This window comes from Agrobacterium sp. fls2-241-TYG-188a, assembly GCF_030209845.1.
On record NZ_JARVRD010000009.1, the window covers coordinates 62,470 to 89,107 of the forward strand.

At 58.1% G+C, this 26,638-nt stretch carries 27 protein-coding genes and 1 tRNA gene; 19 read left to right on the top strand and 9 right to left on the bottom strand.

Translation table 11 applies throughout. The features are described 5' to 3' along the window. Positions 1–148 precede the first annotated feature (148 nt). Complete coding sequence (locus tag QRN85_RS22090; protein WP_284760118.1) at positions 149–1,288, top strand: serine hydrolase domain-containing protein; 1,140 nt, start codon at positions 149–151, stop codon at positions 1,286–1,288. Positions 1,289–1,409: 121 nt separating this feature from the next. Here QRN85_RS22090 and QRN85_RS22095 read toward each other — a convergent pair. After that, positions 1,410–1,499, bottom strand: a tRNA-Ser gene (locus tag QRN85_RS22095). A gap of 233 nt (positions 1,500–1,732) precedes the next feature. On the opposite strand from QRN85_RS22095, the gene QRN85_RS22100 reads away from it, so the two are divergent. The 10 genes from QRN85_RS22100 (at position 1,733) to deoA (ending at position 11,033) form a co-directional block, all read left to right on the top strand. Further along, on the top strand, positions 1,733–2,050 hold the full coding sequence (locus QRN85_RS22100; protein WP_122069708.1) for a hypothetical protein: 318 nt from the start codon (positions 1,733–1,735) through the stop codon (positions 2,048–2,050). 68 nt (positions 2,051–2,118) lie between these two features. Next, positions 2,119–2,769 (top strand): peptide-methionine (S)-S-oxide reductase MsrA, encoded by a 651-nt coding sequence (gene msrA, locus QRN85_RS22105; RefSeq protein WP_122069635.1) that lies wholly within the window; start codon positions 2,119–2,121, stop codon positions 2,767–2,769. Between the two features lie 295 nt (positions 2,770–3,064). Next, positions 3,065–4,057 (top strand): BMP family lipoprotein, encoded by a 993-nt coding sequence (locus QRN85_RS22110; protein WP_062587357.1) that lies wholly within the window; start codon positions 3,065–3,067, stop codon positions 4,055–4,057. Positions 4,058–4,138: 81 nt separating this feature from the next. Next, complete coding sequence (locus QRN85_RS22115) at positions 4,139–5,644, top strand: ABC transporter ATP-binding protein (protein ID WP_112963267.1); 1,506 nt, start codon at positions 4,139–4,141, stop codon at positions 5,642–5,644. 19 nt (positions 5,645–5,663) lie between these two features. Then, the gene (locus QRN85_RS22120; RefSeq protein WP_062587359.1) at positions 5,664–6,767 is read left to right on the top strand and encodes an ABC transporter permease; all 1,104 of its coding nucleotides are present in this window, start codon (positions 5,664–5,666) and stop codon (positions 6,765–6,767) included. Positions 6,768–6,772: 5 nt separating this feature from the next. Beyond that, entirely contained in the window at positions 6,773–7,744 is a 972-nt protein-coding gene (locus QRN85_RS22125) for an ABC transporter permease (protein WP_113098511.1), read from the top strand. A gap of 3 nt (positions 7,745–7,747) precedes the next feature. Further along, positions 7,748–8,137, top strand: a complete 390-nt coding sequence (locus tag QRN85_RS22130) for a cytidine deaminase (RefSeq protein WP_122069633.1) — start codon at positions 7,748–7,750, stop codon at positions 8,135–8,137. Further along, entirely contained in the window at positions 8,137–8,937 is an 801-nt protein-coding gene (locus QRN85_RS22135) for a purine-nucleoside phosphorylase (RefSeq protein ID WP_284760121.1), read from the top strand. The genes QRN85_RS22130 and QRN85_RS22135 overlap by 1 nt, the downstream gene beginning before the upstream one ends. Before the next feature lie 2 nt (positions 8,938–8,939). Then, positions 8,940–9,713 (top strand): deoxyribose-phosphate aldolase, encoded by a 774-nt coding sequence (gene deoC, locus QRN85_RS22140; RefSeq protein ID WP_284760122.1) that lies wholly within the window; start codon positions 8,940–8,942, stop codon positions 9,711–9,713. Positions 9,714–9,719: 6 nt separating this feature from the next. Then, positions 9,720–11,033, top strand: coding sequence for a thymidine phosphorylase (gene deoA, locus QRN85_RS22145; RefSeq protein ID WP_284760123.1), 1,314 nt, complete (start codon positions 9,720–9,722; stop codon positions 11,031–11,033). A gap of 3 nt (positions 11,034–11,036) precedes the next feature. Here the strand turns inward: deoA and QRN85_RS22150 are convergent, their stop codons facing one another. After that, on the bottom strand, positions 11,037–11,567 hold the full coding sequence (locus tag QRN85_RS22150; protein ID WP_284760125.1) for a retropepsin-like aspartic protease family protein: 531 nt from the start codon (positions 11,565–11,567) through the stop codon (positions 11,037–11,039). An 800-nt stretch (positions 11,568–12,367) separates the two neighbouring features. On the opposite strand from QRN85_RS22150, the gene coaBC reads away from it, so the two are divergent. From coaBC to QRN85_RS22165, 3 genes are all read left to right on the top strand, one after another. After that, positions 12,368–13,573 carry a bifunctional phosphopantothenoylcysteine decarboxylase/phosphopantothenate--cysteine ligase CoaBC gene (coaBC, locus tag QRN85_RS22155; protein WP_284760126.1) on the top strand — a complete coding sequence of 402 codons (1,206 nt, stop codon included), beginning with the start codon at positions 12,368–12,370 and terminating at the stop codon, positions 13,571–13,573. Then, the gene (locus tag QRN85_RS22160) at positions 13,570–13,932 is read left to right on the top strand and encodes an MmcQ/YjbR family DNA-binding protein (RefSeq protein WP_122069625.1); all 363 of its coding nucleotides are present in this window, start codon (positions 13,570–13,572) and stop codon (positions 13,930–13,932) included. Before coaBC ends, QRN85_RS22160 begins: the two co-directional genes overlap by 4 nt. Before the next feature lie 95 nt (positions 13,933–14,027). After that, positions 14,028–14,849 (top strand): DUF3800 domain-containing protein, encoded by an 822-nt coding sequence (locus tag QRN85_RS22165; protein WP_284760128.1) that lies wholly within the window; start codon positions 14,028–14,030, stop codon positions 14,847–14,849. 224 nt (positions 14,850–15,073) lie between these two features. Here the strand turns inward: QRN85_RS22165 and ubiB are convergent, their stop codons facing one another. Both ubiB and ubiE read right to left on the bottom strand, forming a co-directional pair. After that, positions 15,074–16,648 carry a 2-polyprenylphenol 6-hydroxylase gene (gene ubiB, locus QRN85_RS22170; protein WP_284760129.1) on the bottom strand — a complete coding sequence of 525 codons (1,575 nt, stop codon included), beginning with the start codon at positions 16,646–16,648 and terminating at the stop codon, positions 15,074–15,076. A gap of 37 nt (positions 16,649–16,685) precedes the next feature. Then, the gene (ubiE, locus tag QRN85_RS22175) at positions 16,686–17,462 is read right to left on the bottom strand and encodes a bifunctional demethylmenaquinone methyltransferase/2-methoxy-6-polyprenyl-1,4-benzoquinol methylase UbiE (RefSeq protein WP_062587368.1); all 777 of its coding nucleotides are present in this window, start codon (positions 17,460–17,462) and stop codon (positions 16,686–16,688) included. 145 nt (positions 17,463–17,607) lie between these two features. Here ubiE and mutM point away from each other — a divergent pair, with 145 nt between their 5' ends. The 4 genes from mutM to dnaA all read left to right on the top strand — a co-directional run bounded on the left by mutM (position 17,608) and on the right by dnaA (position 22,158). Continuing rightward, on the top strand, positions 17,608–18,504 hold the full coding sequence (gene mutM, locus QRN85_RS22180) for a bifunctional DNA-formamidopyrimidine glycosylase/DNA-(apurinic or apyrimidinic site) lyase (protein WP_284760132.1): 897 nt from the start codon (positions 17,608–17,610) through the stop codon (positions 18,502–18,504). 17 nt (positions 18,505–18,521) lie between these two features. After that, on the top strand, positions 18,522–19,295 hold the full coding sequence (locus QRN85_RS22185) for an enoyl-CoA hydratase (protein WP_062587370.1): 774 nt from the start codon (positions 18,522–18,524) through the stop codon (positions 19,293–19,295). Between the two features lie 254 nt (positions 19,296–19,549). Further along, positions 19,550–19,816 carry a 30S ribosomal protein S20 gene (gene rpsT / locus QRN85_RS22190; protein WP_006310170.1) on the top strand — a complete coding sequence of 89 codons (267 nt, stop codon included), beginning with the start codon at positions 19,550–19,552 and terminating at the stop codon, positions 19,814–19,816. Between the two features lie 872 nt (positions 19,817–20,688). Then, positions 20,689–22,158 (top strand): chromosomal replication initiator protein DnaA, encoded by a 1,470-nt coding sequence (gene dnaA / locus QRN85_RS22195; protein ID WP_502870826.1) that lies wholly within the window; start codon positions 20,689–20,691, stop codon positions 22,156–22,158. A 286-nt stretch (positions 22,159–22,444) separates the two neighbouring features. Here dnaA and QRN85_RS22200 read toward each other — a convergent pair whose 3' ends face one another. Continuing rightward, positions 22,445–22,990 carry a hypothetical protein gene (locus QRN85_RS22200; protein WP_113219302.1) on the bottom strand — a complete coding sequence of 182 codons (546 nt, stop codon included), beginning with the start codon at positions 22,988–22,990 and terminating at the stop codon, positions 22,445–22,447. Next, the gene (locus QRN85_RS22205; protein ID WP_284760140.1) at positions 22,987–23,484 is read right to left on the bottom strand and encodes an SRPBCC family protein; all 498 of its coding nucleotides are present in this window, start codon (positions 23,482–23,484) and stop codon (positions 22,987–22,989) included. Before QRN85_RS22205 ends, QRN85_RS22200 begins: the two co-directional genes overlap by 4 nt. Before the next feature lie 97 nt (positions 23,485–23,581). Here QRN85_RS22205 and QRN85_RS22210 point away from each other — a divergent pair, with 97 nt between their 5' ends. After that, complete coding sequence (locus tag QRN85_RS22210; RefSeq protein WP_502870822.1) at positions 23,582–23,917, top strand: metalloregulator ArsR/SmtB family transcription factor; 336 nt, start codon at positions 23,582–23,584, stop codon at positions 23,915–23,917. Between the two features lie 8 nt (positions 23,918–23,925). Here the strand turns inward: QRN85_RS22210 and hemW are convergent, their stop codons facing one another. The 3 genes from hemW to rph are packed head-to-tail and all read right to left on the bottom strand — an operon-like array spanning position 23,926 to position 26,508. Beyond that, positions 23,926–25,131 (bottom strand): radical SAM family heme chaperone HemW, encoded by a 1,206-nt coding sequence (hemW, locus tag QRN85_RS22215; protein WP_284760141.1) that lies wholly within the window; start codon positions 25,129–25,131, stop codon positions 23,926–23,928. After that, positions 25,131–25,775, bottom strand: a complete 645-nt coding sequence (rdgB, locus tag QRN85_RS22220; RefSeq protein WP_113170425.1) for an RdgB/HAM1 family non-canonical purine NTP pyrophosphatase — start codon at positions 25,773–25,775, stop codon at positions 25,131–25,133. Before rdgB ends, hemW begins: the two co-directional genes overlap by 1 nt. 16 nt (positions 25,776–25,791) lie before the next feature. Next, positions 25,792–26,508: a ribonuclease PH gene (rph, locus tag QRN85_RS22225; RefSeq protein WP_062587698.1), complete on the bottom strand. Its 717-nt coding sequence runs from the start codon at positions 26,506–26,508 to the stop codon at positions 25,792–25,794. Between the last annotated feature and the right edge of the window lie 130 nt (positions 26,509–26,638).

Below are 26,638 nucleotides of genomic sequence, written 5' to 3' on the forward strand. Positions count from 1 at the left end.
GAAGGCGAGATTTTCTCGCATCATGCCGCGTGTGCTCGAATATGGGAGGGCACCTGCAAAGCGATGCGAGGTCAACATGAACGGCAATAGGGATTATGATCCTGAGGTGAAAGGCCAGATACCGCGACGGAGCCTCTTGAAGAGAGGTATGGTTGCGCCACTTGCCCTGGCGGCGACGACGTTCTCCGCAAACGGCGTGGCTGCAGCCCGTTCAGCCTCACTCAAACGCGCATCGACGCCGACACCTGCCGCCAACACCCTGCCTGTCGAAGCGCCATCGGCGCTGGGCATCGACGCAAAGGTGCTGCAGGCCATATTGGACGATGTTCAAGGTGGCGGGCATAATATTCACAGTGTGCTCGTTCTCAGACACGGAAAACTGGCGGCGGAACTGTACCGTCGAGGCTCGGATCGCTCTCTTTACAGCCTGTGGTCCTCGCGTCGGCAGTTCACGCGAGCAGACCTGCATGACATGCGCTCTGTCAGCAAAGGCATTGTCGGGCTTTTATACGGTATCCTGCTTCATCAGGGCGCCGTGCCTGCTATCGACACCCCGGTTTCGTCGCTCTACCCGCAAGTTCGTGCCCTGAACGACGACGCTCGGCAAGCGATCTGCATTCGCCACCTGCTGACCATGACGGCCGGGCTGGAGTGGACCGAACCATCGCCTGTTCGCCGGGCATCGTGGACTGACGAGATAGGCCTTGCCGTCAGCCCATCTGCCTATAGATGCGTGTTCCAGCGCGACGTGGTCGCCAAGCCAGGTTCTGTGTTTACCTATAGCGGCGGGCTTACGGCTGTCCTTGCCGAAATCATGGAGCGAAGCACCCAACGCCCACTCCACCAGATTGCTCGGGAAAGCCTGTTCGAGCCCTTGGGCATCAGCGATTTTGAATGGATCGCGGACGTGACCGGCAAGCCAATGGCTGCGGCTGGATTGAGGTTGCGGCCGAGGGATCTAATAACGATTGGGGCGATGATGTTGAAAGGTGGCGAATGGCAGGGACGGCAAATCGTTCCTGCCGAATGGATTGCCCAATCGACAACACCACACATCAAGACTGCGCCGGTCGGCGGCTATGGCTACCAATGGTGGTCCATGACGACGCAATGGAAGGGCAAGGACCTGGTTGTCGCTGCGGCGATCGGAAATGGTGGCCAGCGGCTTTTTCTTGTGCCGCATCTGGATCTCGCCCTTGTCTCCACGGCCGGCGACTATGGCGATCCTGCGATCGCCGCACCTTTGAATGCCATTCTTCATTCAGTCGTCAAAGCAGTGACAGTGTGACTGCACTGCCTCCTGACTGCTGTGAAGCTTCGGGCCAGAAGCCAGAATAGCCAGTTAGGACCATGCCTTGTGAAGCAGGGGGGTGGACGGCGTCCGATATAGGGAGAGTCAGGGAAAAGGATGGCGGACAGGGTGGGATTCGAACCCACGGTACGCTTTCACGCACACACGCGTTCCAGGCGTGCGCCTTAAACCACTCGGCCACCTGTCCGTCTAAACGTCTGCATGTTTGGGAAAACTGCAAATCACTGGAACGGCGCGATATATACCGATGAATTCGCGGCGATCAACCCGAATCTGAGAGTTTTTTTATTTGTGCAATAAATCCTTCATGTGGGCGCGATTGCAAAGCGTCGTTCAGCGCTTTATCCAACGGTCATGATGCGGGCGCAAATGATGCGTTCCTTAAGGCATCAAGCTGCGCAGAAATCGGGAGAATGTGTTGTGAAAGCTGTATTCCGGTTCATCAGTTTCGTCTTTCTGGCTGCGGCCGTCGGTGTCGGCGTTCTGGATTCGGTGCGTTCGGTCTCCACCTCGTCTGTCGATTTGCTGAGTGTGCAGGATGTCTGGGCGAAAATTTTTCCTGCGTCGCCTGCCATGGCAGAAGGGCTTGTCGCTCACTATATTCATCCCGAAGCGTGGCGTTGGGTCGAAATTGCCCTGTCTGCGGTTCCCGCCTTCGCACTTCTGCTGGCCCTTTCCCTCCTGTGCTGGATGGTCGGGTACAGGAAGCGCAGGGTCATGGGCCGCTTTTCCGCCTGATACCATTCCGTCACGCGCATGATGCAGAAACCAGATGGCGGTCTGATGTGGGCCGCAAGGAGAATGCAATGTTCGGATTTGATACCCTGTCCAAGAAAACCACCATGCCGACGCCGCAAACCGCCTATCCCGGCCGGGATGAGGCGCTGCCCGTTCCGGAATACCACTTCGTAAACGGCAATCCGCTGAAAGGCCCCTATGCCGACAATCTCGAGACGATCTATCTCGGCATGGGTTGCTTCTGGGGAGCCGAACGCCTGTTCTGGCAGACGCCGGGCGTCTTTGTCACGGCTGTTGGATATTCCGGTGGCATCACCCGCAACCCGACCTATCAGGAAACCACCACGGGACTGACCGGTCATGCGGAAGTGGTCAAGGTCGTCTATGACCCCGCCAAGGTCTCTCTCGCCGCGCTGCTCAAGACCTTCTTCGAAGAGCATGATCCCACGCAGGGCATGCGCCAGGGCAATGATGTCGGCACCACATATCGGTCGGTGATCTACACCACCAGCGATGCCCAGCTTATCGAAGCCAAGGCGGCGCGGGACACGTTCCAGCAGGCGCTGAAGGCCGCAGGCCACCGCCCGGACATCACCACGGAAATCGAGCCGCTCGATATCTTCTATTATGCCGAAGATTATCATCAGCAATATCTGGCGAAAAATCCCGGTGGTTACTGCGGCCTGCGGGGTACCGGCGTCAGCTGCAATATCGGCTGAACGTTCGCACGCTTAAGATAGACCCTGCAACGCCCGCTCATCTTGAAAGATGGCGGGCGTTGTTTTGCATTTTCCTGCGGCGTTTGCCTGCTGATCGTAGTCGCACTTGCCGCAAAATTGCGCAGTTCACAGTTTTTCCACCGGGTCAAAAAAACCGGGTGAATTTTTCTTGCAGCCGTGCAAGGATATCCTTACGCACAGTCTGGAAAAGGCTGGCAGTTCCGCAGACATGCCCGTAGCAGGGCTTGCGGGAGGACCCTTTTAAAAAATCAAACTGTAACAACAGGGCTGCACAATGAAAAAATCCCTTCTGACGCTTTTCGCGCTTGCCGCGATGTCGGCTTCCGCTTTGGCTGCGGATATCAAGCCTGCGCTGGTCTACGGCACGGGTGGCAAGTTCGATAAATCGTTCAACGAGGCCGCTGCCGCAGGCGCCGAGAAGTTCAAGGCAGAAACGGGCACCGAATATCGCGATTTCGAGCCGACCAGCGATACGCAGGGCGAGCAGGCGATCCGCAACTTCGCAAGCCGTGGTTTCAACCCGGTTGTCGCAGTCTCCTTCGCCTGGACGTCGGCCATGGAAAAGGTCGCAGCAGAATTCCCTGACACCAAGTTCGTCATTGTCGACTCCGTCGTTGAGCTGCCGAATGTGCGCTCCGTCGTCTACAAGGAAGAAGAAGGTTCCTACCTCGTCGGTCTTCTGGCTGGCATGGCATCCAAGACCGGCAAGGTCGGCTTCATCGGCGGCATGGACATTCCGCTCATCCGCAAGTTCGCCTGCGGCTACGCCCAGGGCGCCAAGGCTGCAAACGCCAAGATCGAAGTCTTCCAGAACATGACCGGCACAACCGGCGCTGCATGGAACGACCCGGTTCGCGGTGGTGAGCTGACCAAGAACCAGCTCGATCAGGGCGCAGACGTCATTTACGCGGCAGCAGGCGCAACCGGCCTCGGCGTTCTCCAGACCGCCGCCGACAACAAGAAATTCTCCATCGGCGTGGATTCCAACCAGAACCACCTGCATCCAGGCTCGGTACTGACCTCCATGGTCAAGCGTGTTGATCTCGCCGTTTACAACGCCTTCAAGGATACCAAGGACGACAAGTTCACCGGTGGCGTCACGTCGCTGGGCGTCAAGGAAGACGGCGTTGCCTATGCGCTCGACGACAACAACAAGGCGCTGATCACGCCGGAAATGATGGCTGCTGTCGATAAGGCAAAGGCTGACATCGTTGCTGGCACGGTCAAGGTCCACGACTATATGTCGGACAATTCTTGCCCAAAGTGATGTGATTTATGGATCAGGGCGCATCGCGAATTTCGCGTTGCGCCCTTTTCATATCCAGCCTCCGGAGAGTTTGGGTTGACGATGGAACCTGCAATCGAGCTTGTCGGTATCGATAAAAAATTCGGCACCGTGCACGCCAACAAGAATATCAATCTCACCGTTGCCAAGGGCACCATCCACGGCATCATCGGGGAAAACGGGGCGGGGAAATCGACCTTGATGTCGATCCTCTACGGCTTCTATCAGGCCGATTCCGGTGAAATCCGCATTGATGGCAAGCCCGTCAACATCAAGGATAGCCAGGCCGCCATCGATGCCGGCATCGGCATGGTGCATCAGCACTTCATGCTGGTCGAGAATTTCTCGGTGCTGGAAAACATCATGCTGGGTGCCGAAGGTGGCGCGCTGTTGGCCAAGGGCACAGCTGCGACCCGTAAGGAACTGAAGCGGCTGGAAGATGAATATGGCCTTGAGGTCAATCCCGATGCCATCATCGAGGATCTGCCCGTTGGCCTGCAGCAGCGCGTGGAAATCCTCAAAGCCATGTATCGTGGCGCTGAAATCCTCATTCTGGATGAGCCGACCGGCGTTTTGACGCCCGCCGAGGCCGATCACCTGTTCAAGATCCTCAGCGTTCTCAGGGATCAGGGCAAGACCGTCATTCTCATCACCCACAAGCTGCGCGAGATCATGGCCATCACCGATGAAGTCTCGGTGATGCGCCGCGGCGAAATGGTGGCGACCCGCAAGACGTCTGAAACGACAGTCGAGGAACTGGCCGAACTCATGGTCGGTCGCCGCGTGCTTCTGCGCGTTGAAAAAGGCGAAGCCAATCCAGGCGAGGTCCTGTTTTCGGTTCGCAATCTCACCGTCAAGGACAGCCGTGGCGTGACCATGGTGGATGACGTGTCCTTTGATGTGCGCGCAGGCGAGATCGTCGGCATCGCGGGTGTCGCTGGCAACGGCCAGTCGGAGCTGCTGGAAGCCATCGCTGGCATCCGCAAGCCGCATTCCGGGGAGATCCTCATGGGCGGCAAGACGGTCGACAGGGTCGATCCCGCCATCCTGCGCAAGCTGGGCCTTGCCCATATCCCTGAAGACCGCCACCATATGGGGCTGGTTCTGAAATTCGAGGAATATGAGAACTCCATTCTCGGCTATCACCGAGATGACCGCTACGGCAAAGGCATGTTCCTCAGCCCCGAAGCCATCCGCAAGGATGCCATCGAGAAGATCGAGAAGTATGATATTCGCCCGCCCAATGCCCGCTTGAAGACCGCCAATTTCTCCGGTGGCAATCAGCAGAAGATCGTCGTTGCGCGTGAAATCGAACGCGACCCCAAGATGCTGATCATCGGCCAGCCGACGCGCGGCGTGGATATCGGCGCCATCGAATTCATCCACCGCCGCATCATCGAGATGCGCGATGCGGGCAAGGCCATTCTGCTGGTTTCGGTGGAGCTCGATGAAATCCGCTCCCTGTCGGACCGCATTCTTGTCATGTTCGCAGGCCGGGTCGTCGGAGAAAAAACGGCGGAAGCCGAAGAACAAACGCTTGGCCTGATGATGGCCGGCATCGCCGCATAAGGCAAAGGCTTAAAAGCTCATGAGTACAGCTTCCGTCCCTCTTCCCAACTGGATCAGCTACGGCCTTCTGCCGTTCCTGAACATCGTCACCGCCTTTTTCATCTCCGGCCTTGTCGTGTGGGGTATTGGCGAAAATCCTTTTGCAGCATTGCGGCTTTTGATCGAGGGTTCGCTGGGCCGAGGTGACGCCATTGGCTTCACCCTGTTTTATACCACCAGCTTCATCTTCACCGGCCTGTCGGTGGCGGTCGCTTTCCATGCGGGCCTCTTCAATATCGGCTCGGAAGGTCAGGCCTATATTGGCGGCCTGGGCGCTGCCATGGTGGCCTTGGCGCTCGATCGTTACGTGCCGTGGTATGTGACCATGCCCTTTGCCGTCATCGGTGCGGCACTCTTCGGCGCGGCATGGGCCTTCATTCCCGGCTGGCTGCAGGCCAAGCGCGGCAGCCATGTCGTCATCACCACCATCATGTTCAACTTCATCGCAGCCGCCTTGATGGTCTACCTGCTGGTCAACGTCTTCATCGTGCCCGGCAAGATGGCGCCGGAAACCCGCACCTTCCTGCCCGGCGGCCAATTGCCCAAGCTGGACTGGTTGATGGCGATGTTCGGCCTCAAGCTCGGTCCGGCACCGTTCAACGTGTCCTTCATCATCGCGCTTGTTGCCGCATTCCTCGTCTGGGTGCTCATCTGGCGCACGAAGCTCGGTTATGAGATGCGCACGCTCGGCATCAGCCCGTCAGCTGCCGTCTATGCTGGCATTCCCTATTCCCGCACCGTCATCATCGCCATGCTCATCTCAGGTGGCTTGGCGGGCATGATGGCGCTCAACCCGGTCATGGGCGCATCGGCACGGTTGCAGGTGGAGTTTGTCGGCGGTGCAGGCTTCGTCGGCATTGCCGTGTCGCTCATGGGCCGCAGCCACCCGCTCGGCATCGTCTTTGCGGCGCTTCTCTTCGGCATTCTCTATCAAGGCGGTGCGGATCTTTCGTTTGAAATGCCCAATATCACCCGCGAAATGATCGTCGTGATCCAGGGTCTCGTCATCCTGTTTGCAGGCGCGCTCGAATATATGTACCGCCCCGCCGTGGTGCGGATCTATCAGCAATTTGTGAAGAGGTAAGGCCCATGGAAACCTTCGATATGCTGGTCAGCATTCTCGGTTCGACCGTGCGCCTGACCATTCCGCTGCTGTTTACCGCTCTTGCCGGTCTGTTTTCGGAACGCGCCGGTGTGTTCGACATCGGCCTTGAAGGCAAGATGCTGGCCGCTGCCTTCGCATCCGCCTGCGTGGCCTACATCACGGCTGATCCGTGGGCAGGTCTTGCCGCCGGTATCGGCGTGTCCATCTTCTTTTCGCTGGTGCATGGCTTTGCCGTCATCACCAACAGAGGCAACCAGATCGTCTCGGGCGTGGCGCTCAATTTCGTCGCAGCTGGTCTGACGGTCGTGCTGGGGCAGGCATGGTTCGGTCAGGGCGGTCGTACGCCGCAGATCCCGGGCGAAGGCCGTTTCACGCCGATCATTCTGCCGGGTGTGGATGCCATGCGCGAGATACCCTTCATCGGCCCCCTCTATGCCAATGTCATCTCCGGCAACAATATCCTGACCTATCTCGCCTTTATCGCCGTGCCGATTTCCTGGTGGGTGCTGTACCGCACACGCTTTGGCCTTCGCCTTCGTGCGGTGGGTGAAAATCCGGGTGCTGTCGATACCGCTGGCATTTCGGTGACATGGATGCGCTTTCGCGCCGTCATCGTCGCAGGCTTTCTCTGCGGCTTTGCTGGAACCTATCTGGCCGTCGCACAGTCGGCCGCCTTCATTGCCAATATGTCGGCGGGCAAGGGCTATATCGCGCTCGCGGCCCTGATCTTTGCCAAATGGAAGCCGGTGCCGGTCATGTTCGCCTGCCTGCTCTTCGGCTTTCTGGATGCGGTCGCAAACTTCATGCAGGGCAAGGCCATTCCCGGCATCGGTGAAGTCCCAGTGCAGATTTTCCAGGCGCTGCCCTATATTCTCACCTGCATCCTGCTGGCCGGTTTCATCGGCGTTGCCAAGCCGCCAAAGGCCGGTGGTGTTGCCTATACGAAGGAGCGTTAAACCATGTCGCACGAATTGTTCGAGGCAGCCCGAGAGGCCATGGCCTTTGCCCATGCTCCCTATTCCAAATTCCCCGTGGGTGCTGCCATCCGCGCTGAAGACGGCAAGATCTACAAGGGCGCCAATATCGAGAACCTGTCCTTTCCTCAAGGGTGGTGCGCGGAACCTTCCGCCATCAGCGCCATGATCATGGGCGGGGCAAAGAAGATCACCGAACTCGCCGTCATCGCCGAAAAGCTGGCGCTCTGCCCGCCCTGTGGCGGTTGCCGCCAGAAGATTGCGGAATTTGCGTCCGCCGATACCAAGATTTACCTCTGCGACGAGGCGGGCGTGCAGAAGGTCATGACCATGGACGAGCTTTTGCCCTTCAGCTTCAAGACAGAGTTACCTTGATGGATCACGCGATCATCGACGTCCTCGTGGACAGGCTGAACGGGCTCATCCCGCGCACCGCCATCGTGCTGGGCTCCGGCCTTGGCTCGCTGGTGGATGAGGTGACGGACCCGATCCGCATTCCCTATGCCGAGATCCCCGGCTTTCCCGCAAGTGCCGTTTCCGGCCACGCGGGAGAGGTGGTCGCAGGCTATCTTGGTGGACAGCCCATCCTCATGCTCGCCGGTCGCGTCCATTATTACGAGCAAGGCAATGCAAATGCCATGCGCCCTGCCATCGAGGCACTGGCCGGGATCGGCGTGCAGTCGCTGATTCTCACAAACGCTGCAGGCTCGGTGCGGCAGGACATGCCACCCGGCTCGGTTATGCAGATCACCGATCACATCAATTATTCCGGCATGAACCCGCTGATCGGCGAAGAAAGCGACAAACGCTTCGTCGGCATGACCAGCGCCTATGATGCGGATCTGTCGATTGCCATGCGCAATGCCGCCATCCGCGCCACCGTGCCGCTGTTTTCAGGCGTCTATATGTGGTTTTCAGGCCCAAGCTTTGAAACACCGGCGGAAATCCGCATGGCGCGGACCCTGGGCGCAGATGCCGTGGGCATGTCCACGGTGCCGGAAGTGATCCTTGCGCGCTTTTTCGGGATGCGCGTTGCCGCGGCTTCCGTTATTACCAATTACGGTGCCGGAATGACGGGTGCCGAACTGAGCCATGAAGAAACCAAAGACATGGCGCCCATAGGCGGCAAGAGACTGGCCGCGATCTTAACGGAAATGATTTCTGGAGGAAATTGAGCATGGAACTTCAGCGCCCGCGCGAAGCCGCCGCTCTCGCCTTGTCCTTGCTGGACCTGACGAATCTAAAGGAAGACTGCACGGCAGAGCAGATTGCCGCTCTGTGCCAGAAGGCGCATACGCAATATGGCACCACCGCCGCCATCTGCATCTGGCCGCGCTTCGTCGCTCAGGCCCGCGCCGCCTTTGGCAATAGCCGTTCGGTCCGCATCGCAACCGTGGTCAATTTCCCCTCGGGCGATCTGGATGTGGCAACCGTGGTTGGCGAAACCGAACGCGCCATTGCCGATGGTGCCGATGAAATCGATCTTGTCATTCCCTACAGAAAATTCATCGCAGGCGATGAAAATGCTGTCAGCGAAATGGTCGCTGCGGTTCGCAAGGCCTGCGTCGCGCCTGTTCTCTTAAAAGTCATCATCGAAACCGGCGAGTTGAAGGACAAGGCGCTTATCCGCCGCGCATCCGAAATCGCCATTGCCGAGGGTGCGGATTTCATCAAGACCTCCACCGGCAAGGTCACGGTCAACGCCACGCTGGAGGCCGCAGACATTATGCTGCAGGCTATCAGAGACAGCAAAAAGAAGGTCGGCTTCAAGCCCGCAGGTGGCATCGGTACGGTGGCAGATGCGACGCTTTACCTGCGTCTGGCAGAAACCATCATGCAGCCCAACTGGGCCATGCCCTCCACCTTCCGCTTCGGTGCATCCGGCATTCTGGACGATATTCTGAATGTGCTGGCTGGCGGCGAGCCGGCCAAATCCGCCAGCGGCTATTGATCCGCCATGATCCCGCAGGAAATCATCCTCCGCAAACGTGACGGGCAGGTTCTGACGGCGGATGAGATTTCCGCCTTCATATCCGGTCTCTCCAGCGGCGCGATTTCCGAGGGGCAGGCCGCAGCCTTCGCCATGGCGGTCTTCTTTCGCGGCATGAGCCGCGATGAGACGGTGGCGCTGACACTTGCCATGCGCGACAGCGGCGATGTTCTTTCCTGGGCGGATATCGGCAAACCCATTGCCGACAAGCATTCCACTGGCGGCGTCGGCGATAATGTCTCGCTCATGCTGGCCCCCATCGTCGCCGCCTGCGGTCTTGCGGTGCCGATGATCTCAGGCAAAGGCCTTGGCCACACCGGCGGCACGCTGGATAAGCTCGAATCCATCGCAGGCTATAATATCATGCCTGACGAGGCCCTCTTTCGCCGGACAGTAAAAGATGTCGGCTGCGCCATCATCGGCCAGACGGGTGATCTCGCCCCCGCCGACAAGCGGCTCTATGCCATCAGGGACGTGACGGCTACGGTGGATTCGGTTCCGCTCATCACCGCCTCCATCCTGTCGAAGAAGCTCGCCGCGGGTCTGGAAACGCTGGTGCTGGATGTGAAATTTGGCAATGGTGCTTTCATGCAGGGTGCCGAGGAAGCCGAAGCGCTCGCCCGGTCTCTGGTCGAGGTTGCCAATGGCGCGGGCGTCAAAACCTCCGCGCTCATCACCGACATGAACCAGCCCCTGGCCGATGCCGCAGGCAACGCACTGGAAATCATCCATTGTCTGGAATTCCTGTCGGGCAAGAAAAGCGGAACCCGGATTGAAACGCTGGTACTCGCCTTCGCCGCCGAAATGCTGCTCCAGTCCGGCTCTGTCTCCAGCCTCCCGGACGGCGAAGCCTTGGCCCGTGAGGCGCTTGCCACAGGTGCCGCCATGGAACGTTTCGGCAAGATGATCTCAGCTCTCGGCGGTCCCTCGGATTTCATCGAAAAGCCCGGCCATTATCTCAAGCCCGCCCCTTACATCGCGCCGGTTCTGGCAACCGAGGACGGGTTTCTATCCACCTGTCAGACGCGGGATCTCGGAATGGTCGTGGTTGCCCTCGGCGGCGGCCGTCGCCACCCCGGTGATGCCATCGATCATCGTGTGGGCCTTTCGGATATTCTGCCCTTGGGAACGAGGGTGGAGAAGGGCCAGTCGATCGCCATGGTCCATGCGGCAACTGAAGAGAGCCTGAGCGTCGCACTTCATGCCGTGTCGGGTGCCTATGGCATCTCGCAGCACGCGCCCGCAGATCAGCCGATCATTCTCGCGCGCATCGGTGCCTGAAGGCTAACGCGTCAGAATGAGCTTGCCGTTTTCCGATTTGAAGGATTTCAGCTGCTTGAGAAAGGTCATGCCGATCAGCACTGTGTCCAACGCGCCGTCCTTTGATACGGCTGCCTGCACGTTGCGGGCAACGATATTGCCGAGCTCAACCCTCTCAAGCGTAATGACGGCGATGGATTTGACACCGTTTGCCGTCGAGGTCTGATATTTGTAGTCGCTGTCTTTGAGCACATAGCCCAGCCGCCGGGCCGTGCTCTCATTGAGAGAAACCAGGGACGCGCCGGTATCGATCAGCCCTTCGATTTGCTTGCCGTTGATTTTCAGCTTGGCGGCATAGTGGCCACGCTTATCCGCATTCAGCGTCACAGTGCCAGCACTTGGCGGCGTTGCAAGCGCATCGGCTTTGGCCAGGGGTTCGGCAGGGCTTGTCACCTTCGCTTCGGAAGGCTGGGAGAGATAGGTTTCAAGGTATTGAGGGGCGGCAACGGCCAGCATGATGATGCCGCCTGCCGCGAAAAGAAATCCTCGTGACATCATCTTCGCCAGACCCTCCCCCCCTGCGAACCACCTTAAGGCGTATGATGTGGTGAGAATGCGTGAAAAAGTTGCTAATGCAGCACTGAAAACCAGCGCAGACATGGGCCCTTACCGCTCAAAGGCCCGATGTGCCTAACCAAGAGTTCAAACTCAGGCTACTTGCGTCTCAAATCCGAACAGTCAGCCGCAGGCGTGATTGTCTTGCGAAAAATAAAAATATTAAAATTCAACGACTTGATGGAAATTCAACAAAAAACGTTCTGCATTTCATTCACACCCTGCGAATCGGTCGCACACTGTTTGCACTTTCGCCACCTGCATGTTTCGCGAGACATGATGGCGGCGAAGGCTGGTGGTTGGGCGCAGACGTGCGGCCAGACATCAGGAATACCATGTCAGGGCAAGCCTGGCGGACCCGACGATCTCGACGCGAAAGACCATTCACGGCTTTCGGAAAGGGCGAGGCGGGACGGTCCGGCGGAAACTGCCCGTCACGCTCAGCCCGGATCATTCACGCTCCGGTCTGGGCAAGGCATGGTCCGCAGGAACGAATGATCTGAGGCCACGCAAATGCGGACGCCAACGATATCCATACCAGAGACCTATCCGCATTTGCGTGTGTTCTCCGGGTCAAGACAAAACATGCCACGGGTGCATTGCACCGCGTGAACGGCGAAGCGCATCCTGAAGGATGGCTCACCGTTCACGCGGTTGCGGTTGAGAGCCAGCGCCAGGGGCGCTTTCCTTCGGCACGGAAAGGCTCTAGTTTCCCGTCAAACAGGAATTCGGTCGGCATCATGGCACTTTCAGGCAAGCACATTCTCCTCATCATCTCCGGCGGCATTGCGGCCTATAAGAGCCTCGATCTCATTCGCCGCCTGAAAGAGCGCGGCGCGAAGGTGACGCCCGTGATGACCAGGGGCGCGCAGGAATTTGTCACGCCGCTTGCCGTCGGCGCTCTTTCGGCCACCCACGTCTTTACCGAATTGTTTTCCCGTCAGGATGAGCAGGATGTCGGCCATATCAGGCTGGCGCGCGATTGTGATCTCATCCTCGTTGCACCTGCGACTGCTGATCTCATGGCCAAGATGGCGAATGGCCTTGCCGATGATCTCGCCTCCACCATATTGCTGGCAACGGACCGCAAGGTGCTCGTCGCACCCGCCATGAACCCCAAAATGTGGAACGCAAAACCCACCCAGCGCAACATTGCGACGCTCAAAGCCGATGGCATCCATTTCATAGGCCCCATGGCAGGCGAGATGGCGGAAAAGGGCGAGGCGGGCTTTGGGCGCATGGCAGAACCCTTGCAGATCGCCGAAGCCGCCCAGAGCTTTCTCGATGACCGGCCAAAGCCGCTTGCAGGCAAAAAAGCCATCGTCACCTCAGGCCCGACCCATGAGCCGATCGATCCCGTCCGCTACATCGCCAACCGCTCCTCCGGCAAGCAGGGCCACGCCATTGCCGCAGCGCTGGCGCAGCTGGGGGCCGACGTCACGCTGGTCTCAGGCCCGGTGACGATTGCCGATCCCGCAGGCGTCAAGACCATCCATGTCGAACGGGCCGAAGAGATGCGTGACGCCGTGCTGTCGCATCTGCCCGCCGATATCGCCGTCATGGTCGCCGCCGTCGCCGACTGGCGCGTCGCAAGCACCGTGGATCAGAAGATCAAGAAACAGCCGGGCGATGAGCCTCCGGTGCTGCAGATGGTTGAAAACCCGGATATTCTCAAGACCGTCGGCCATCACGCGCAAAGGCCGCAGATCGTCGTTGGCTTCGCAGCGGAAACGCAGGATGTCGAAACCAATGGCCGCGCCAAGCTGGAGCGCAAGGGCGCCGATATCATCGTTGCCAATGATGTTTCGGCTGAAACCGGCATCATGGGCGGCGACCGCAACAGCGTGAAGATCATATCGCGCGACGGCATCGACGCCTGGCCCGATCTCGACAAGACGGACGTCGCCCAACGCCTGGCAGCCCTTATTGCGGAGCGTCTGGCGTGAGCCTGTTTGAGCGCAACGGTTTCGACAAGAGCTTAAGTGAATGGCCCGGAGTGACCTTCGTCGACCAATGGGACTCCCATGTCGCCAAAGTGGGGCCCAAGGTCTTTGCCGTTCTGGGCGAACGGGACAACTGGCGCCTCGTTCTCAAATGCTCCGAAGAAAGCTTCGAGATCCTCACCGCACTCGACGGCATTGCCCAGGCACCCTATTTCGCCAGGCGCAAATGGATATCCATCTCAGACCACTCGCCTCTGGAGGCGGATGATTTGCAGCACTACCTGCGCCGATCCTACGAACTGGTTGCAGCGGGCCTGACGAGGAAGCTACGGGCAGAGCTGGGGATTGATTTGCGGCCATGATTCTTAGTTTTCGCAGCGCGTTTGGATGAACGCTATAGTGTGCCGCATGTCTGATTCCCCATCACAGATTTTGTCAGCCACTACGAGAGATTCCATTGCCTGTTACCTTAAACCTCTACCTTGACGATTCCGGCACCAGACATCCTTCTCATAAAATCGGCAAGAAACCGGCGCATGGTTACGATTGGTTCGCGCTCGGGGGAATTTTAGTCAGGAGTGATGACGAAGAATCCGCCCGTGAATTACATTTGAAGTTTTGCGAAAAATGGGAAATCGTGGCGCCTTTACACTCCTCTGAAATCAGATCGCAAAACGAGAATTTCGAGTTTCTGCGGCGGTGGGACAAGGAGAAGCTCGAAGCATTTTACGATGAGCTTTACGGCCTTATGCGGGAGGCGCCCGTGATGGGTATTGCGTGTACGGTTGATCGCCCAGGATACAATGGTCGATACCTTGAGCAGTACAAACAGAATCCATGGATGCTCTGCAAAACCGCATTCACGGTAGTGGTAGAAAGGGCGGCGAAATACGCTATTGGCCAGAATATGAAGCTAAGGGTGCATCCGGAACGTTGCAACAAGACGGAAGATGCGAGCCTGGAGGGCTACTATAAAGCTCTTAGGTCGGAAGGAATGCCATTTGCGAAAGACAATTCCGATAAATATCGACCACTTTCTCCTGAGCAATTGAACCAAACACTCTACGAGTTCAAGACGAAAAACAAGACGTCGCCAATGGCGCAACTGGCGGATTTGTATCTCTGGCCCATCTGTATGGGTGGCTATAACATGAGCAATCGTCCCTACCAGCGCTTGATGGAGGACGGAAAACTTATCGACTGCCATATAGAAGAAAATGAGCGCCCGACGCTCGGCTGCAAATACAGCTGCTTTGAAAATGTACAAAGAAAAGCCTAAAAACTCAAAAAGCCTCCGACATTTCTGTCGAGGCTTTTGGGCGACCGCAGAGGCGATCTCGTGGGCCAGGCCCGACTGAATAATTACTCTACCCATTGACGGGTTGCAAGGGATTTCTGGGTAAGCCGATTTTGTACGTTTGTCTTACCGTCATCACGGCAGAAGCCGTCGCTCTTTGCGCATTGGGTCTTTCTGAAAGCCCGCTACAGTTTCTGTAAGCTACCCTAGCTAATCCGCACCGCAATATATACCAGCACCAGCGCGATCACCCAAAGCGCAATCCGTCCCCAGCGGGTATGCCGGGCCTCGGCCTTGCCGATGGCTTCTGCCGTGCTGGCGTCGAAGCGCAGGCCGTGTTCGCTCATATAGACGAGATCGGCGTGAAGCTTTTCGGTTTTGGCGGCGATTTCGGGGGCGGCTTCGGCGAGTTTCACGGCGGCTTTCAGGCCGTCCTTGAGGTCGGTCACGATGCGCTTGGGGCCGAGATTGTCGCGGATCCAGCTGCTGACGACGGGGTCTGCGGCTTTCCACATGTTGAAGCGCGGATTGAGGATGCGCGATACACCTTCCACCACCACCATGGTCTTTTGCAGCATCACCAGTTCGGGGCGCGTTTCCATGTCGAAAAGCTCTGTGACTTCAAAGAGAAGCGTCAGAAGCTTGCCCATCGAAATGGTTTCGGCAGGCTGGCCGTGGATCGGCTCGCCGATGGCCCGGATGGCCTGCGCGAAGCTGGCAATATCGTGGTGGCCGGGAACATAGCCCGCTTCGAAATGCACTTCCGCAACCCGCATATAGTCGCGGGTGATGAAGCCATAGAGGATCTCTGCGAGGAAGCGGCGTTCCTTTTTGCCCAGACGCCCGGCAATGCCCATATCGACCGCAACGATCATGCCCTTGGGATCGACGAAGAGGTTGCCCGGATGCATGTCTGCGTGAAAGAAGCCGTCCCGTAATGTATGGCGAAGGAAGGACTGGATCAGCGTATCGGCGAGCGCATTGAGGTCGTGACCGGCAGCCTTCAGCGCCGCAACGTCAGACATCTTGATGCCGTCGATCCATTCCATGGTGACGACATCGCGGCCCGTGCGTTCCCAGTCCACTTCCGGGACACGAAAGCCCGGGTCATCCTTTGTGTTTTCCGCAAGTTCGGAGAGGGCTGCGGCTTCAAGCCTCAAATCCATCTCGATCTTGGTCGTCTGCTCCAGCGCCCGCGTCACTTCGACCGGACGCAGACGGCGTGCCGAACGAATGAAGCGCTGCTGCAGGTCGGCAATCAGATACATGGCTTCCAGATCGTTCTGGAAACGCTGCCGCACGCCGGGGCGGATGACCTTGACGGCCACCTTTTTTGGTCCCGACGCGCTTTGCACCATCGCAGGATGGACCTGCGCGATGGAGGCAGCCGCGATGGGATTGCCGAGTTCAATATAGAGCTCGGAAACGGGACGGCCGAGAGAGCCCTCGATATTCGCCTTTGCTGCCGCATTGGGGAAGAAGGCCATGCGGTCCTGCAGCCGGGAAAGATCCTCGGCAAAATCCGCGCCGACCACATCCGGGCGGGTGGCCAGAAACTGGCCCATCTTGACGTAGGATGGCCCAAGACGCTCGACCGCAGTTGCCAGACGGTCGCGCCGATCGGCATGTTTTGCCCGGTTGCGGGCAAGCGGCTTCAAAAGCGCCTTGGCAAATTTCGCCGTGGCGGGAAGCTCGTCGGAGGGCAGAGCAAGCACCACGCCCTCACGCACGAGAACCCAGCCGACCTTTGCAAGCCGGAAATATGCGCCAAGCGTACTCATGCGAATGCCTTCTTCCTGCCCTTGCCTGCCATAAGTCTCAGAGCTTCCAGCCGGAATGCAGCGCGGCGATACCGCCGGTGTAATTGGTATAGGTCACGCGCGAGAAGCCGGCAGTACGGATCATCGCGGCAAAGTCTTCCTGATTGGGGAACTTGCGGATCGATTCGACCAGATACTGATAGGGCTCGGCGTCGCCGGTGATCATCTTGCCGAAGCGGGGAATGGCATTGAAGGACCATGCGTCGTAGAACCGGTCCAGCAGAGGCATCTCAACCTCGGAAAACTCCAGCACCAGCAGGCGTCCGCCACGCTTGAGCACGCGGTGTGCTTCCTTCAGCGCCACATCGATGCGCGGCACGTTGCGAATGCCGAAGGCCACCGTATAGGCATCGAAGCTGTTGTCCTCGAAGGGCAGCTCCTCGGCATTGGCTTCCACGAAGGTCAGATTGTCGGAAAGCCTCTTCTTGGCCGCCCGCTCTTCACCGACAGCCAGCATCGAGCCGTTGATGTCGAGAACGGTGGAATGCGCCAGCCGATTGGAGGCCTCGATGATGCGGAATGCGATGTCGCCCGTGCCGCCCGCAACATCCAGCGTCCGGTAGGACGGGTCCTTGCGCGGATTGAGCGCTGCAATCATCGCGTCCTTCCAGACGCGGTGCATACCGGCGGACATCACATCATTCATGATGTCGTAACGCTTGGCGACCTTGTGGAAGACCTCGTTGACCATGCCCTGCTTTTGACCTTCATCGACCTTGTGAAAGCCATAGGAGGTTTCCATGCCGCCTTGTGCGGTGGTGCGAGCTTCGGTCATCGGTGGTCTCCATCTTTAATTGCGGTGCGGACCATAGCGGAAAGGCGATTGCAACGCTATCTGTTGCGACAACAAGTGCCTGCGACATGTATGCCCGCAGGCTGCCAATCACAAGACCGTTGCGGTAACATGTGGGATAAACTCCATGCCAGAACTGCCCGAAGTAGAAACCGTCAGACGTGGCCTTGCCCCGACCATGGAAGGCGCCATCCTTGAAAGGGCGGTGCTTGCGCGGCCTGACCTGCGCTTTCCATTCCCGGAAGGCTTCGCCGGATTGGTGGAAGGCAAGCGCATTATCTCGCTGGGTCGTCGTGCGAAATATCTGCTGATCGAACTGGAGGACGGGCTTACCATCATCGCCCATCTCGGCATGTCCGGCTCTTTCCGCATCGAGGAACAGCAAGGTACAGCAGAAACGCCGGGTGATTTTCACCATGCGCGCTCCAAGGATGGCAAGCACGACCATGTCGTGTTCCACCTGCAACGGCAGGGGAGGGGCCCCGCGCAGGTCATATATAACGACCCGCGCCGTTTCGGCTTCATGCATCTGGTAGAGCGCGCCAATATCGATCTCTACCCCGCCTTTACGGATCTCGGACCGGAGCCGACAGGGAATGCGTTGAGTGCCGAGTATCTGGCAGGCCGCTTTCAAGGCAAGAGCCAGCCGCTGAAAAGCACGCTGCTGGACCAGAAGGTCATCGCGGGTCTTGGCAATATCTATGTCTGCGAAGCGATGTGGCGCGCGCATCTGTCGCCGTTGAGAGCGGCGGGAACGCTGGTGACAAAAACCGGCAAGCCCAGGGCGCAGCTCGTCGATCTGACGCAGAAGATCCGTGAGGTCATTGCCGATGCGATTGCGGCTGGCGGCTCGTCCCTGCGCGACCATATCCAGACAGACGGCCAGCTTGGTTACTTCCAGCATTCCTTTTCGGTCTATGACCGGCAGGGCCATGCTTGCCCCACACCCGGTTGCGGGGGTACGGTTGAGCGGATCGTGCAGGCCGGTCGCTCTACATTCTATTGTGCCGCTTGCCAGAAGTGATGGAGAGGATAACAGCCATGGACTACGAAACGCTGATCGTTGAAAAGCGTGATGAGGTGGGCGTCATTACGCTCAATCGCCCGCAGGCCCTGAATGCGCTGAATTCGACCCTGCTGAAGGAGTTGCGCCACATTCTGGCGTCCTTCTCCAGGGACGAGTCGATTGGAGCCATCGTCATTACCGGGTCGCCGAAGGCTTTTGCTGCTGGCGCAGATATCAAGGAAATGCAGTCGCTGGATTTCGTCGATGCCTATCTCGGCGATTTTCTGGGTGGCTGGGACGATGTGGCCTCGACGCGCAAGCCCGTCATTGCCGCAGTCTCCGGCTTTGCTCTGGGCGGTGGATGTGAACTGGCCATGATGTGCGATTTCATCATCGCATCGGAAACGGCAAAATTCGGCCAGCCGGAAATCACGCTGGGCGTCATTCCCGGCATGGGCGGCTCGCAGCGACTGACACGCGCGGTAGGCAAGGCCAAGGCCATGGATCTGGTATTGACTGGCCGCAAGATGGATGCCGCCGAAGCCGAGCGGTCAGGGCTGGTGTCGAGGGTCGTGCCGCAGGAGCGCCTGATGGATGAAGCCATCGAGGCGGCAACCACCATAGCGTCGCTGTCGCGCGCCTCGGTGATGATGGCAAAGGAAAGCGTCGAGAGATCCTTCGAGGTTTCATTGAGCGAAGGTCTGCGGTTCGAACGCCGCCTGTTCCAGGCGCTTTTTGCGACCGAGGACCAGAAGGAAGGCATGGCGGCTTTTGTGGAGAAGAGAAAGCCGGTCTTCACAAATCGCTGATGGATCGCTAAAGCGGGGAGGCGGCAAAGACCTGACCTATTTTGCCATCCGCCCGCTCCAAGGATTCGGAATATCAGCGTTTTTGCTGAAAATGCGCGTTGACGGCCACCCGCTTTAAGGTTATATGCCCGGCCACGGTTAGGAAAAGCCATCCGGCTTATTCCAATTACTCCCGCATCTTTTGGAAAGCGAGGTCTTCGAAAGACCTGATCCTGTGGTTGCGGATTTTGGTTTGAATTCGAAGAGAGGCATACATGGCCAATACAACTTCGGCGAAAAAGGCGACTCGCAAGATCGCTCGCCGTACTGCAGTCAACAAGGCTCGCCGTTCGCGTGTTCGCGGTTTCATCCGCAAGGTCGAAGAGGCCATCGCAACGGGCGATCTCGCAGTCGCAACAGAAGCACTCAAGGCAGCTCAGCCGGAGATCCAGCGCGCAGCCACCCGCGGCGTCCTGCACGGCAACACAGCGTCCCGCAAAGTGTCGCGTCTGGCACAGCGCGTGAAGGCACTTTCCGCCTGATCTGACGAATGCAAATTTATTTGGAAAAGCCTGGTCGTTCGACCGGGCTTTTTCTGTTTCTAACAACTTGTTAACGATTGATTGTCTAGCATGACAGTTCCACGTCAATGCGATGACGGAAAAACACCAACAAATTCAATTGCTTGGGGAAGGTGGCTAAAAATTTCCTTTCCTCCCCCTGCGGAAGGTTGGCCGAGAGTAGAGTCAAGAGAATTTTTATTTTTCTGCGAAAAGCCGCTTTAAAAATAGCGCAAAAATGAATCTCATTGATTCATAAGAGATTCTCCAAACGCCTATTCAATCGATGCAAAACGGCCTTAACGAGTCAATGGCCGATCTTCTTTTTTGGAGAAAAATCGCCATTGATCTCCACCCCCGATCCTGCCTAAATGCATCTCGACAAGGGGCAAGGATTTCTATCCACAAGCTATCTCGATCCTTGAGTATCGAAGGTACATGCTTCTTGCGGACGAGTTCTGTTTGAGTTCGTTTTTTCAAGTATCGGGGCCGGATTGGCCGCAATCTCAAAGGTTGCGGAAATGCTGATCTTTGCCTTCGAGCGACATATGTTGAAGTTGTGTTGTGGGAGTAGATGTTGAGTAATCGCAGGCCTCTCCATGATGTAGAGGGAAATGGGATAACCGGCTCGCGGTGATACAAATGGCTTGAGGACAGGTCTTTCGAGGGGAGTGTCCGCAAGTAAAAATAACGAGGGGTATCCCTGATGGGCGTTTGCCTGTCAGGCTATGATTGGCAATTTGAAAGGCGGCAATATGCAATTGAATTTGGTGATGGGTGCGGTGGCAAACGGGGACCGCACGCCAAAGGCATGTGATGCAGCTGGTACTGATGCGGCAGGGGACAAGCAGGATATGAAGCACGACGCGCTGTTCGAGCGTTTTAGCGCGCGGCTGAAGGCACAGGTTGGACCAGAGGTTTACGCAAGCTGGTTTGCACGTCTCAAGCTCCATTCGGTTTCCAAAAGCGTTGTACGGTTTACGGTTCCTACGACGTTTCTCAAATCGTGGATCAACAATCGCTATATCGATCTCATCACCACGCTCATCCAGAGCGAGGATGCAGATGTTCTCAAGGTGGAAATTCTGGTGCGCTCCGCCAGCCGTCCGGTTCGCCCGGCCCAGGTAGAAGAGCGTACGCTGCCGGCGCCTGACATGAGCACCGCCGCACAGCGGGCAAAGCCATTCATTCCGCCGCAGCCGATGAGCAGCGCACAGCCATCCGGCATGTCGCCATCGGCACCGGTCACACGCCATTCGGGTTCCGGTCCGTTCTTCGGTTCGCCGCTGGACAGCCGCTTTACCTTCGATACCTTCGTTGAAGGCTCGTCCAACCGCGTGGCGCTTGCCGCTGCAAAGACGATTGCCGAGGCTGGAGCAGGCGCGGTGCGTTTCAATCCGCTCTTCATCCATGCGGGTGTCGGCCTTGGAAAGACGCATCTTCTGCAGGCCATTGCCAATGCGGCCATCGACAGCCCGCGCAATCCGCGCGTCGTCTATCTCACAGCCGAGTACTTCATGTGGCGCTTCGCAACCGCGATCCGTGACAATGATGCGCTGACGCTGAAGGACACGCTGCGCAATATCGACCTTCTGGTCATCGATGACATGCAGTTCCTGCAGGGCAAGATGATCCAGCACGAGTTCTGCCACCTGCTCAACATGCTGCTCGACAGCGCCAAGCAGGTCGTGGTGGCCGCAGACCGCGCGCCTTGGGAACTGGAATCGCTCGATCCGCGTGTGCGTTCGCGCCTTCAGGGTGGCATGGCCATCGAAATCGAAGGCCCGGATTATGAAATGCGCTACGAAATGCTGACCCAGCGTATCGCAGCCGCCCGTCAGGAAGATCCGAGCTTCGACATTCCCGAAGAAATCGTCTCTCACGTCGCCCGCAGCGTGACCGCCAGCGGCCGTGAACTGGAAGGCGCCTTCAACCAGCTGATCTTCCGCCGCTCTTTCGAGCCGAACCTTTCGGTCGAGCGCGTGGACGAGCTTCTGGCACATCTGGTCGGTACCGGCGAAGCCAAGCGCGTGCGCATTGAAGACATCCAGCGCATCGTCGCCAGACACTACAATGTCTCGCGTCAGGAACTGGTCTCCAACCGCCGCACCCGCGTCATCGTCAAGCCGCGCCAGGTTGCCATGTATCTCGCCAAGATGCTGACACCGCGCTCCTTCCCGGAAATCGGTCGCCGCTTCGGCGGACGCGATCACACCACGGTCCTTCATGCCGTGCGCAAGATCGAAGAACTGATCGGCGGAGACAGCAAGCTCGGCCACGAGGTGGAGCTTTTGAAGCGGCTGATCAACGAAAACAACGCTTGATATCCGTTAAGGTGGTCCAACCGCCAAGACGAATTCTTCCATACTGATCAGAGACCGGCTGCCGTTCGTAAAAGACGACAGCCGGTTTTTTATTTTTTATTGTCTTTGGCTTTGTCGATTTTCGGACGGATGCGCTTGTCGAGCCAATTTCAATTCAACGTCAGACGGGGGGTGGGTTGTTTTAATCCTGATGTTCTTGCCGTTGATTTTCGTCTTCAAGACACCTTCGACCGGGCCGAACAGGCGATCGTCTGGTACTGCTCACCGGGCCGCGACGAGACCTGATTTACATCGGAACTGAACAAGCCTGCGTTGCCGATAACGTGGCGGGATATCTACGCATGACAACCCACAAATGCGTGACAGGGATCAGAAGTGTTCCGCCGCCGATAATGGCAAACGGCAAACCGGCCCAACCGCTGTCGCTGACACCAATGGCCCCCATTACTGTCGTGGTAAAAATGATCGGCGCGATCCCGCAGTAAAAGCCGATCCTGAAATCTCTGCGGTGCGTCGATAGCGCATAGGCGCCCTTGAAAAGATAGATATGCGAGAGTTTTGCCAGCTTCCATAGGGCGATCAAACCGGTTACGGACAGCGCTGCGGCCAAGATGACGATCACTCCGATGCTGAGGACAGGCGCTGCATCTCCGTTCGCACCGCCCAGATAAGCGAAGATCCAGACAGGACTGAACAGCATGAGCGATCCAGCATAGGGCGCACTGATGACGGCCAGAAGCCCATAGGTCAGATAAAAGGGTGCAGCGAAAACCAGTATTTCCGCGAGGTATATGACGCGCGCGATGATCTGCGATGTTTTGCGCTCGGTCATTGCGGGGCCTCCGGTGTCTGATCCGTACTTTGTGTTTCGCTGCTCAACCGGCGCCAGTTTTTAGAGGCATAACGATGCGCTTGTTTCAGGGCGATCCAAAGCGCGAGCTGCTTGACCGGTGCCAGCCATCCCTTCGCGACGAACTCGCTGCGTCGCTCGACACGCGTCACGTTCGGCCCCATGGGAACGAGTGTGAATTCGTCTTCCAGATTGCCGATCCAGTCCTTGCACCACACAGTGCTGCCAACCATGCGGTAGCGCAACTTCCGATCGGGGACGTAATCGAGAATACGTTGATCAATGGTACCGCGATCCGTGGTGCACTGGCGGGTGTTGCCTGTCGCCCCATAACCTTCCAGAACCTTGCAGCTGACCGGCTTGGGAATGCCGAAACGAAACAGAAGAGGCTTTGAGTTGTCCATCTTGGCATGAAGAAAATGCGGCCAGATGTGGTGCGGGGCGCTTTCGAAAATCCAGTGCGAGTGAATTTGCATGATCTGATCTCCTTCATTTCTACAATTAGGTAATCAACTAATTATAATCCTGTCAACAGTTAGTTGATTGTCTAATTGATTAATGGTAGAAAGAACCATGTCCATTCAGTTGATTTTCGAGGCCTTGGCCTCCCCCGTCAGGCGCAAAATCCTCGCCTATGTCGCCCATCACGAGATGAATGCGGGCGATATCGCAGCGCGGTTCGAAATGTCGAAGCCGTCGATCTCGCAGCATTTACAATTGCTTGAGCATGCGGGCCTGGTGTCTTCGGAAAAGCGCGGAAAATATGTCTATTACCGGCAGGTGTCCGACACACTGGCCAATAGCCTTACCGGTTTCGTGCAGGATATATGCCCTATCGGAGGGCCTATTCGGCGTGAGAGCGCGGAGAATGCGCGAAAAGCGAGAGAGCCAGACGCGCTGCTGGAGTAGACGTCATGTCAACACGCCAGATCAGCCACCACTGAATCGAGTATCAGCATCCCCGCAGGGGTGCAGCGCAGGCGGGAATTGCCGATGCGCTCGATGAAGCCGTGCTGGAGGAGGAATTCTTCCTTGTCGGGGTCGAGATCGCGGCCGGAGAGCTCGCTCCAGCGGGCTAGGTCTACGCCTTCGCGCAGGCGAAGGCCCATCAGCAGCAACTCGTCGGACTGTTCTTCAACACCGAGCATTTCCTGATCCACAATGCCGTGGCCGTCGCGCTCGACCGCATCGAGCCATGTCTCGGGCTGGCGCTCGGTGGCGGTGGCAAGCTTTGCGCCGCCTTTGGTCAGGCGACCATGGGCGCCGGGGCCGATGCCGGCATAATCGCCATAGCGCCAATAGGTCAGGTTATGGCGGCTTTCAGCACCGGGCTTGGCGTGGTTGGAGACTTCATAGGCTGGCATGCCGTTACGGGCGGTAATCTCCTGCGTTGCCTCGTAGAGCAAAGCGGATTGATCGCCATCCGGCACGATTAGCTTGCCTGCCTTGTGGAGCCCGTAAAAGGCCGTGCCTTCCTCGATCGTCAACTGGTAGAGCGAGAGGTGATCGACGGCATAGGACATGGCTTCGACCAGTTCCTTTTCCCACTCCTCGACGGTCTGGTTCGGGCGGGCGTAGATAAGGTCGAAGGACATGCGCGGGAAGATTTCGCGGGCCAGCCTGATGGCTTTCAGCGCGTCCGCCACATCATGCAGACGGCCCAGAAATTTCAGGTCGCGGTCGTTCAGCGCCTGCACGCCCATGGAGACGCGGTTGACGCCAGCGGCCCGGTAGCCGCGAAAACGCTCTGCCTCCACGCTGGACGGGTTGGCCTCCATGGTGATTTCAATACCATCTGGCACATGCCAGAAGCGGGCGATGCCATCCAGAATGGCGCCCACCGTCTGCGGGTCCATCAGCGAGGGCGTGCCGCCGCCCATGAAGATGCTGGTGACCACCTTTGCGCCGCTTAAGCTTCGCATGGTCTGCATTTCCTTGAGGAAGGCAGCAACGAAGCGCTCCTGATCCACCGGCTTGTGGCGGACATGGCTGTTGAAATCGCAATAGGGGCATTTGGCCGCGCAGAAGGGCCAATGCACATAGATGCCGAAACCGGGATCGCCAGTATCGGGCGCAATCGTCATATTGGGGGCAGGGGAGAACCTGCTCCCAAGATCGGTCATCATGCGTCCAGACAGGTTTCGACGAATGTCTTGAAGGCGCGGGCGCGGTGGGACAGCGCCTGCGGGTCGCCGGGCTTCCAGCCGTGCTTTTCCTCGGCGCTCATTTCACCGAATGTCGTCTCATAGCCCTCCGGCTGGAAGACGGGGTCGTAGCCGAAGCCGCTTTCACCACGCGGGGGCCATGCAACCATGCCTTCGATTTCGCCGCGGAAGAATTCCGTATGGCCATCCGGCCATGCGAGGCACAGCACGCTGACGAAGCGGGCGGTGCGGGCCGAGGGTTCGGTCGCGCCGCGTTCGCGAAGCGCATCTTCAACCTTCTGCATCGCCATGGCAAAATCGCGCGTACCGTCAGCGGTCTCTGCCCAATTGGCGGTATAGACACCGGGCGCGCCGTCCAGCGCGTCGATGACCAGACCGGAATCGTCAGACAGCGCTGGCAGGCCGGAGGCCTTCGCCGAGGCGAGCGCCTTGATCGCGGCATTTTCCTCGAAGGTCGTGCCGGTCTCGTCGGGTTCTGCGAAATTCAGCTCGGCCGCAGACTTGGCGGAAAAGCCGAGGGGACCGATCAGATCGGCAATCTCGGCAATCTTGCCCTTGTTGTGGCTGGCAACGACAATGGTGCGTGTCTCGAGTTTGCGCATGGTGGTTTGCTCCGGATCAGGCGATCGCCTGCTTCTGCATCTCAACGAGTTCTGCGCAGCCGGTCTTGGCAAGGCCGAGCAGCGTCAGGAATTCCTCTTCCGAGAAGGGGGCGCCTTCCGCCGTGCCCTGGATTTCGACAATGCCGCCGGAGCCGGTGATGACGAAATTCGCATCGGTTTCAGCCGAGGAATCCTCGAGATAATCGAGATCGATCACCGGCTGGCTGGCGAAGATGCCGCAGGAAATGGCGGCGATGTGGTCTTTCAGGACCTTCTCCACCTTGATCATGTTGCGGCTTTCCATCCACTTCAGGCAGTCATGAAGGGCAATCCATGCGCCGGTGATGGAGGCGGTGCGGGTGCCGCCATCGGCCTGGATGACGTCGCAGTCGATGCTGATCTGGCGCTCGCCGAGCGCCTGCAGATCGACCACGGCACGCAGCGAACGGCCAATCAGCCGCTGGATTTCCTGGGTTCTGCCGCCCTGCTTGCCGGACGCGGCTTCACGCTTCATGCGCTCATGGGTGGAGCGTGGCAGCATGCCATATTCGGCGGTGACCCAGCCCTTGCCGCTGTTGCGCAGCCATGGTGGCGTCTTTTCTTCAAGGCTTGCGGTAACGAGCACATGCGTGTCACCGAACTTGACCAGACAGGAACCCTCTGCGTGCTTGGAGAAATTGCGCTCAAAGGAAACTTTGCGCATCTGATCGGTTTTTCTGCCTGAAGGCCGCATATGGTTCTTCTCCATTTTGATTTCCGCCTTCTAAGGCTGCCTCGGCCTTTTTGCAAAGGAAAAGCGGGCTGCAGCATAACCCTGCGCGGAATTTCCGATTTCACTTAAGGCCGTGAGCGACTATATTCGC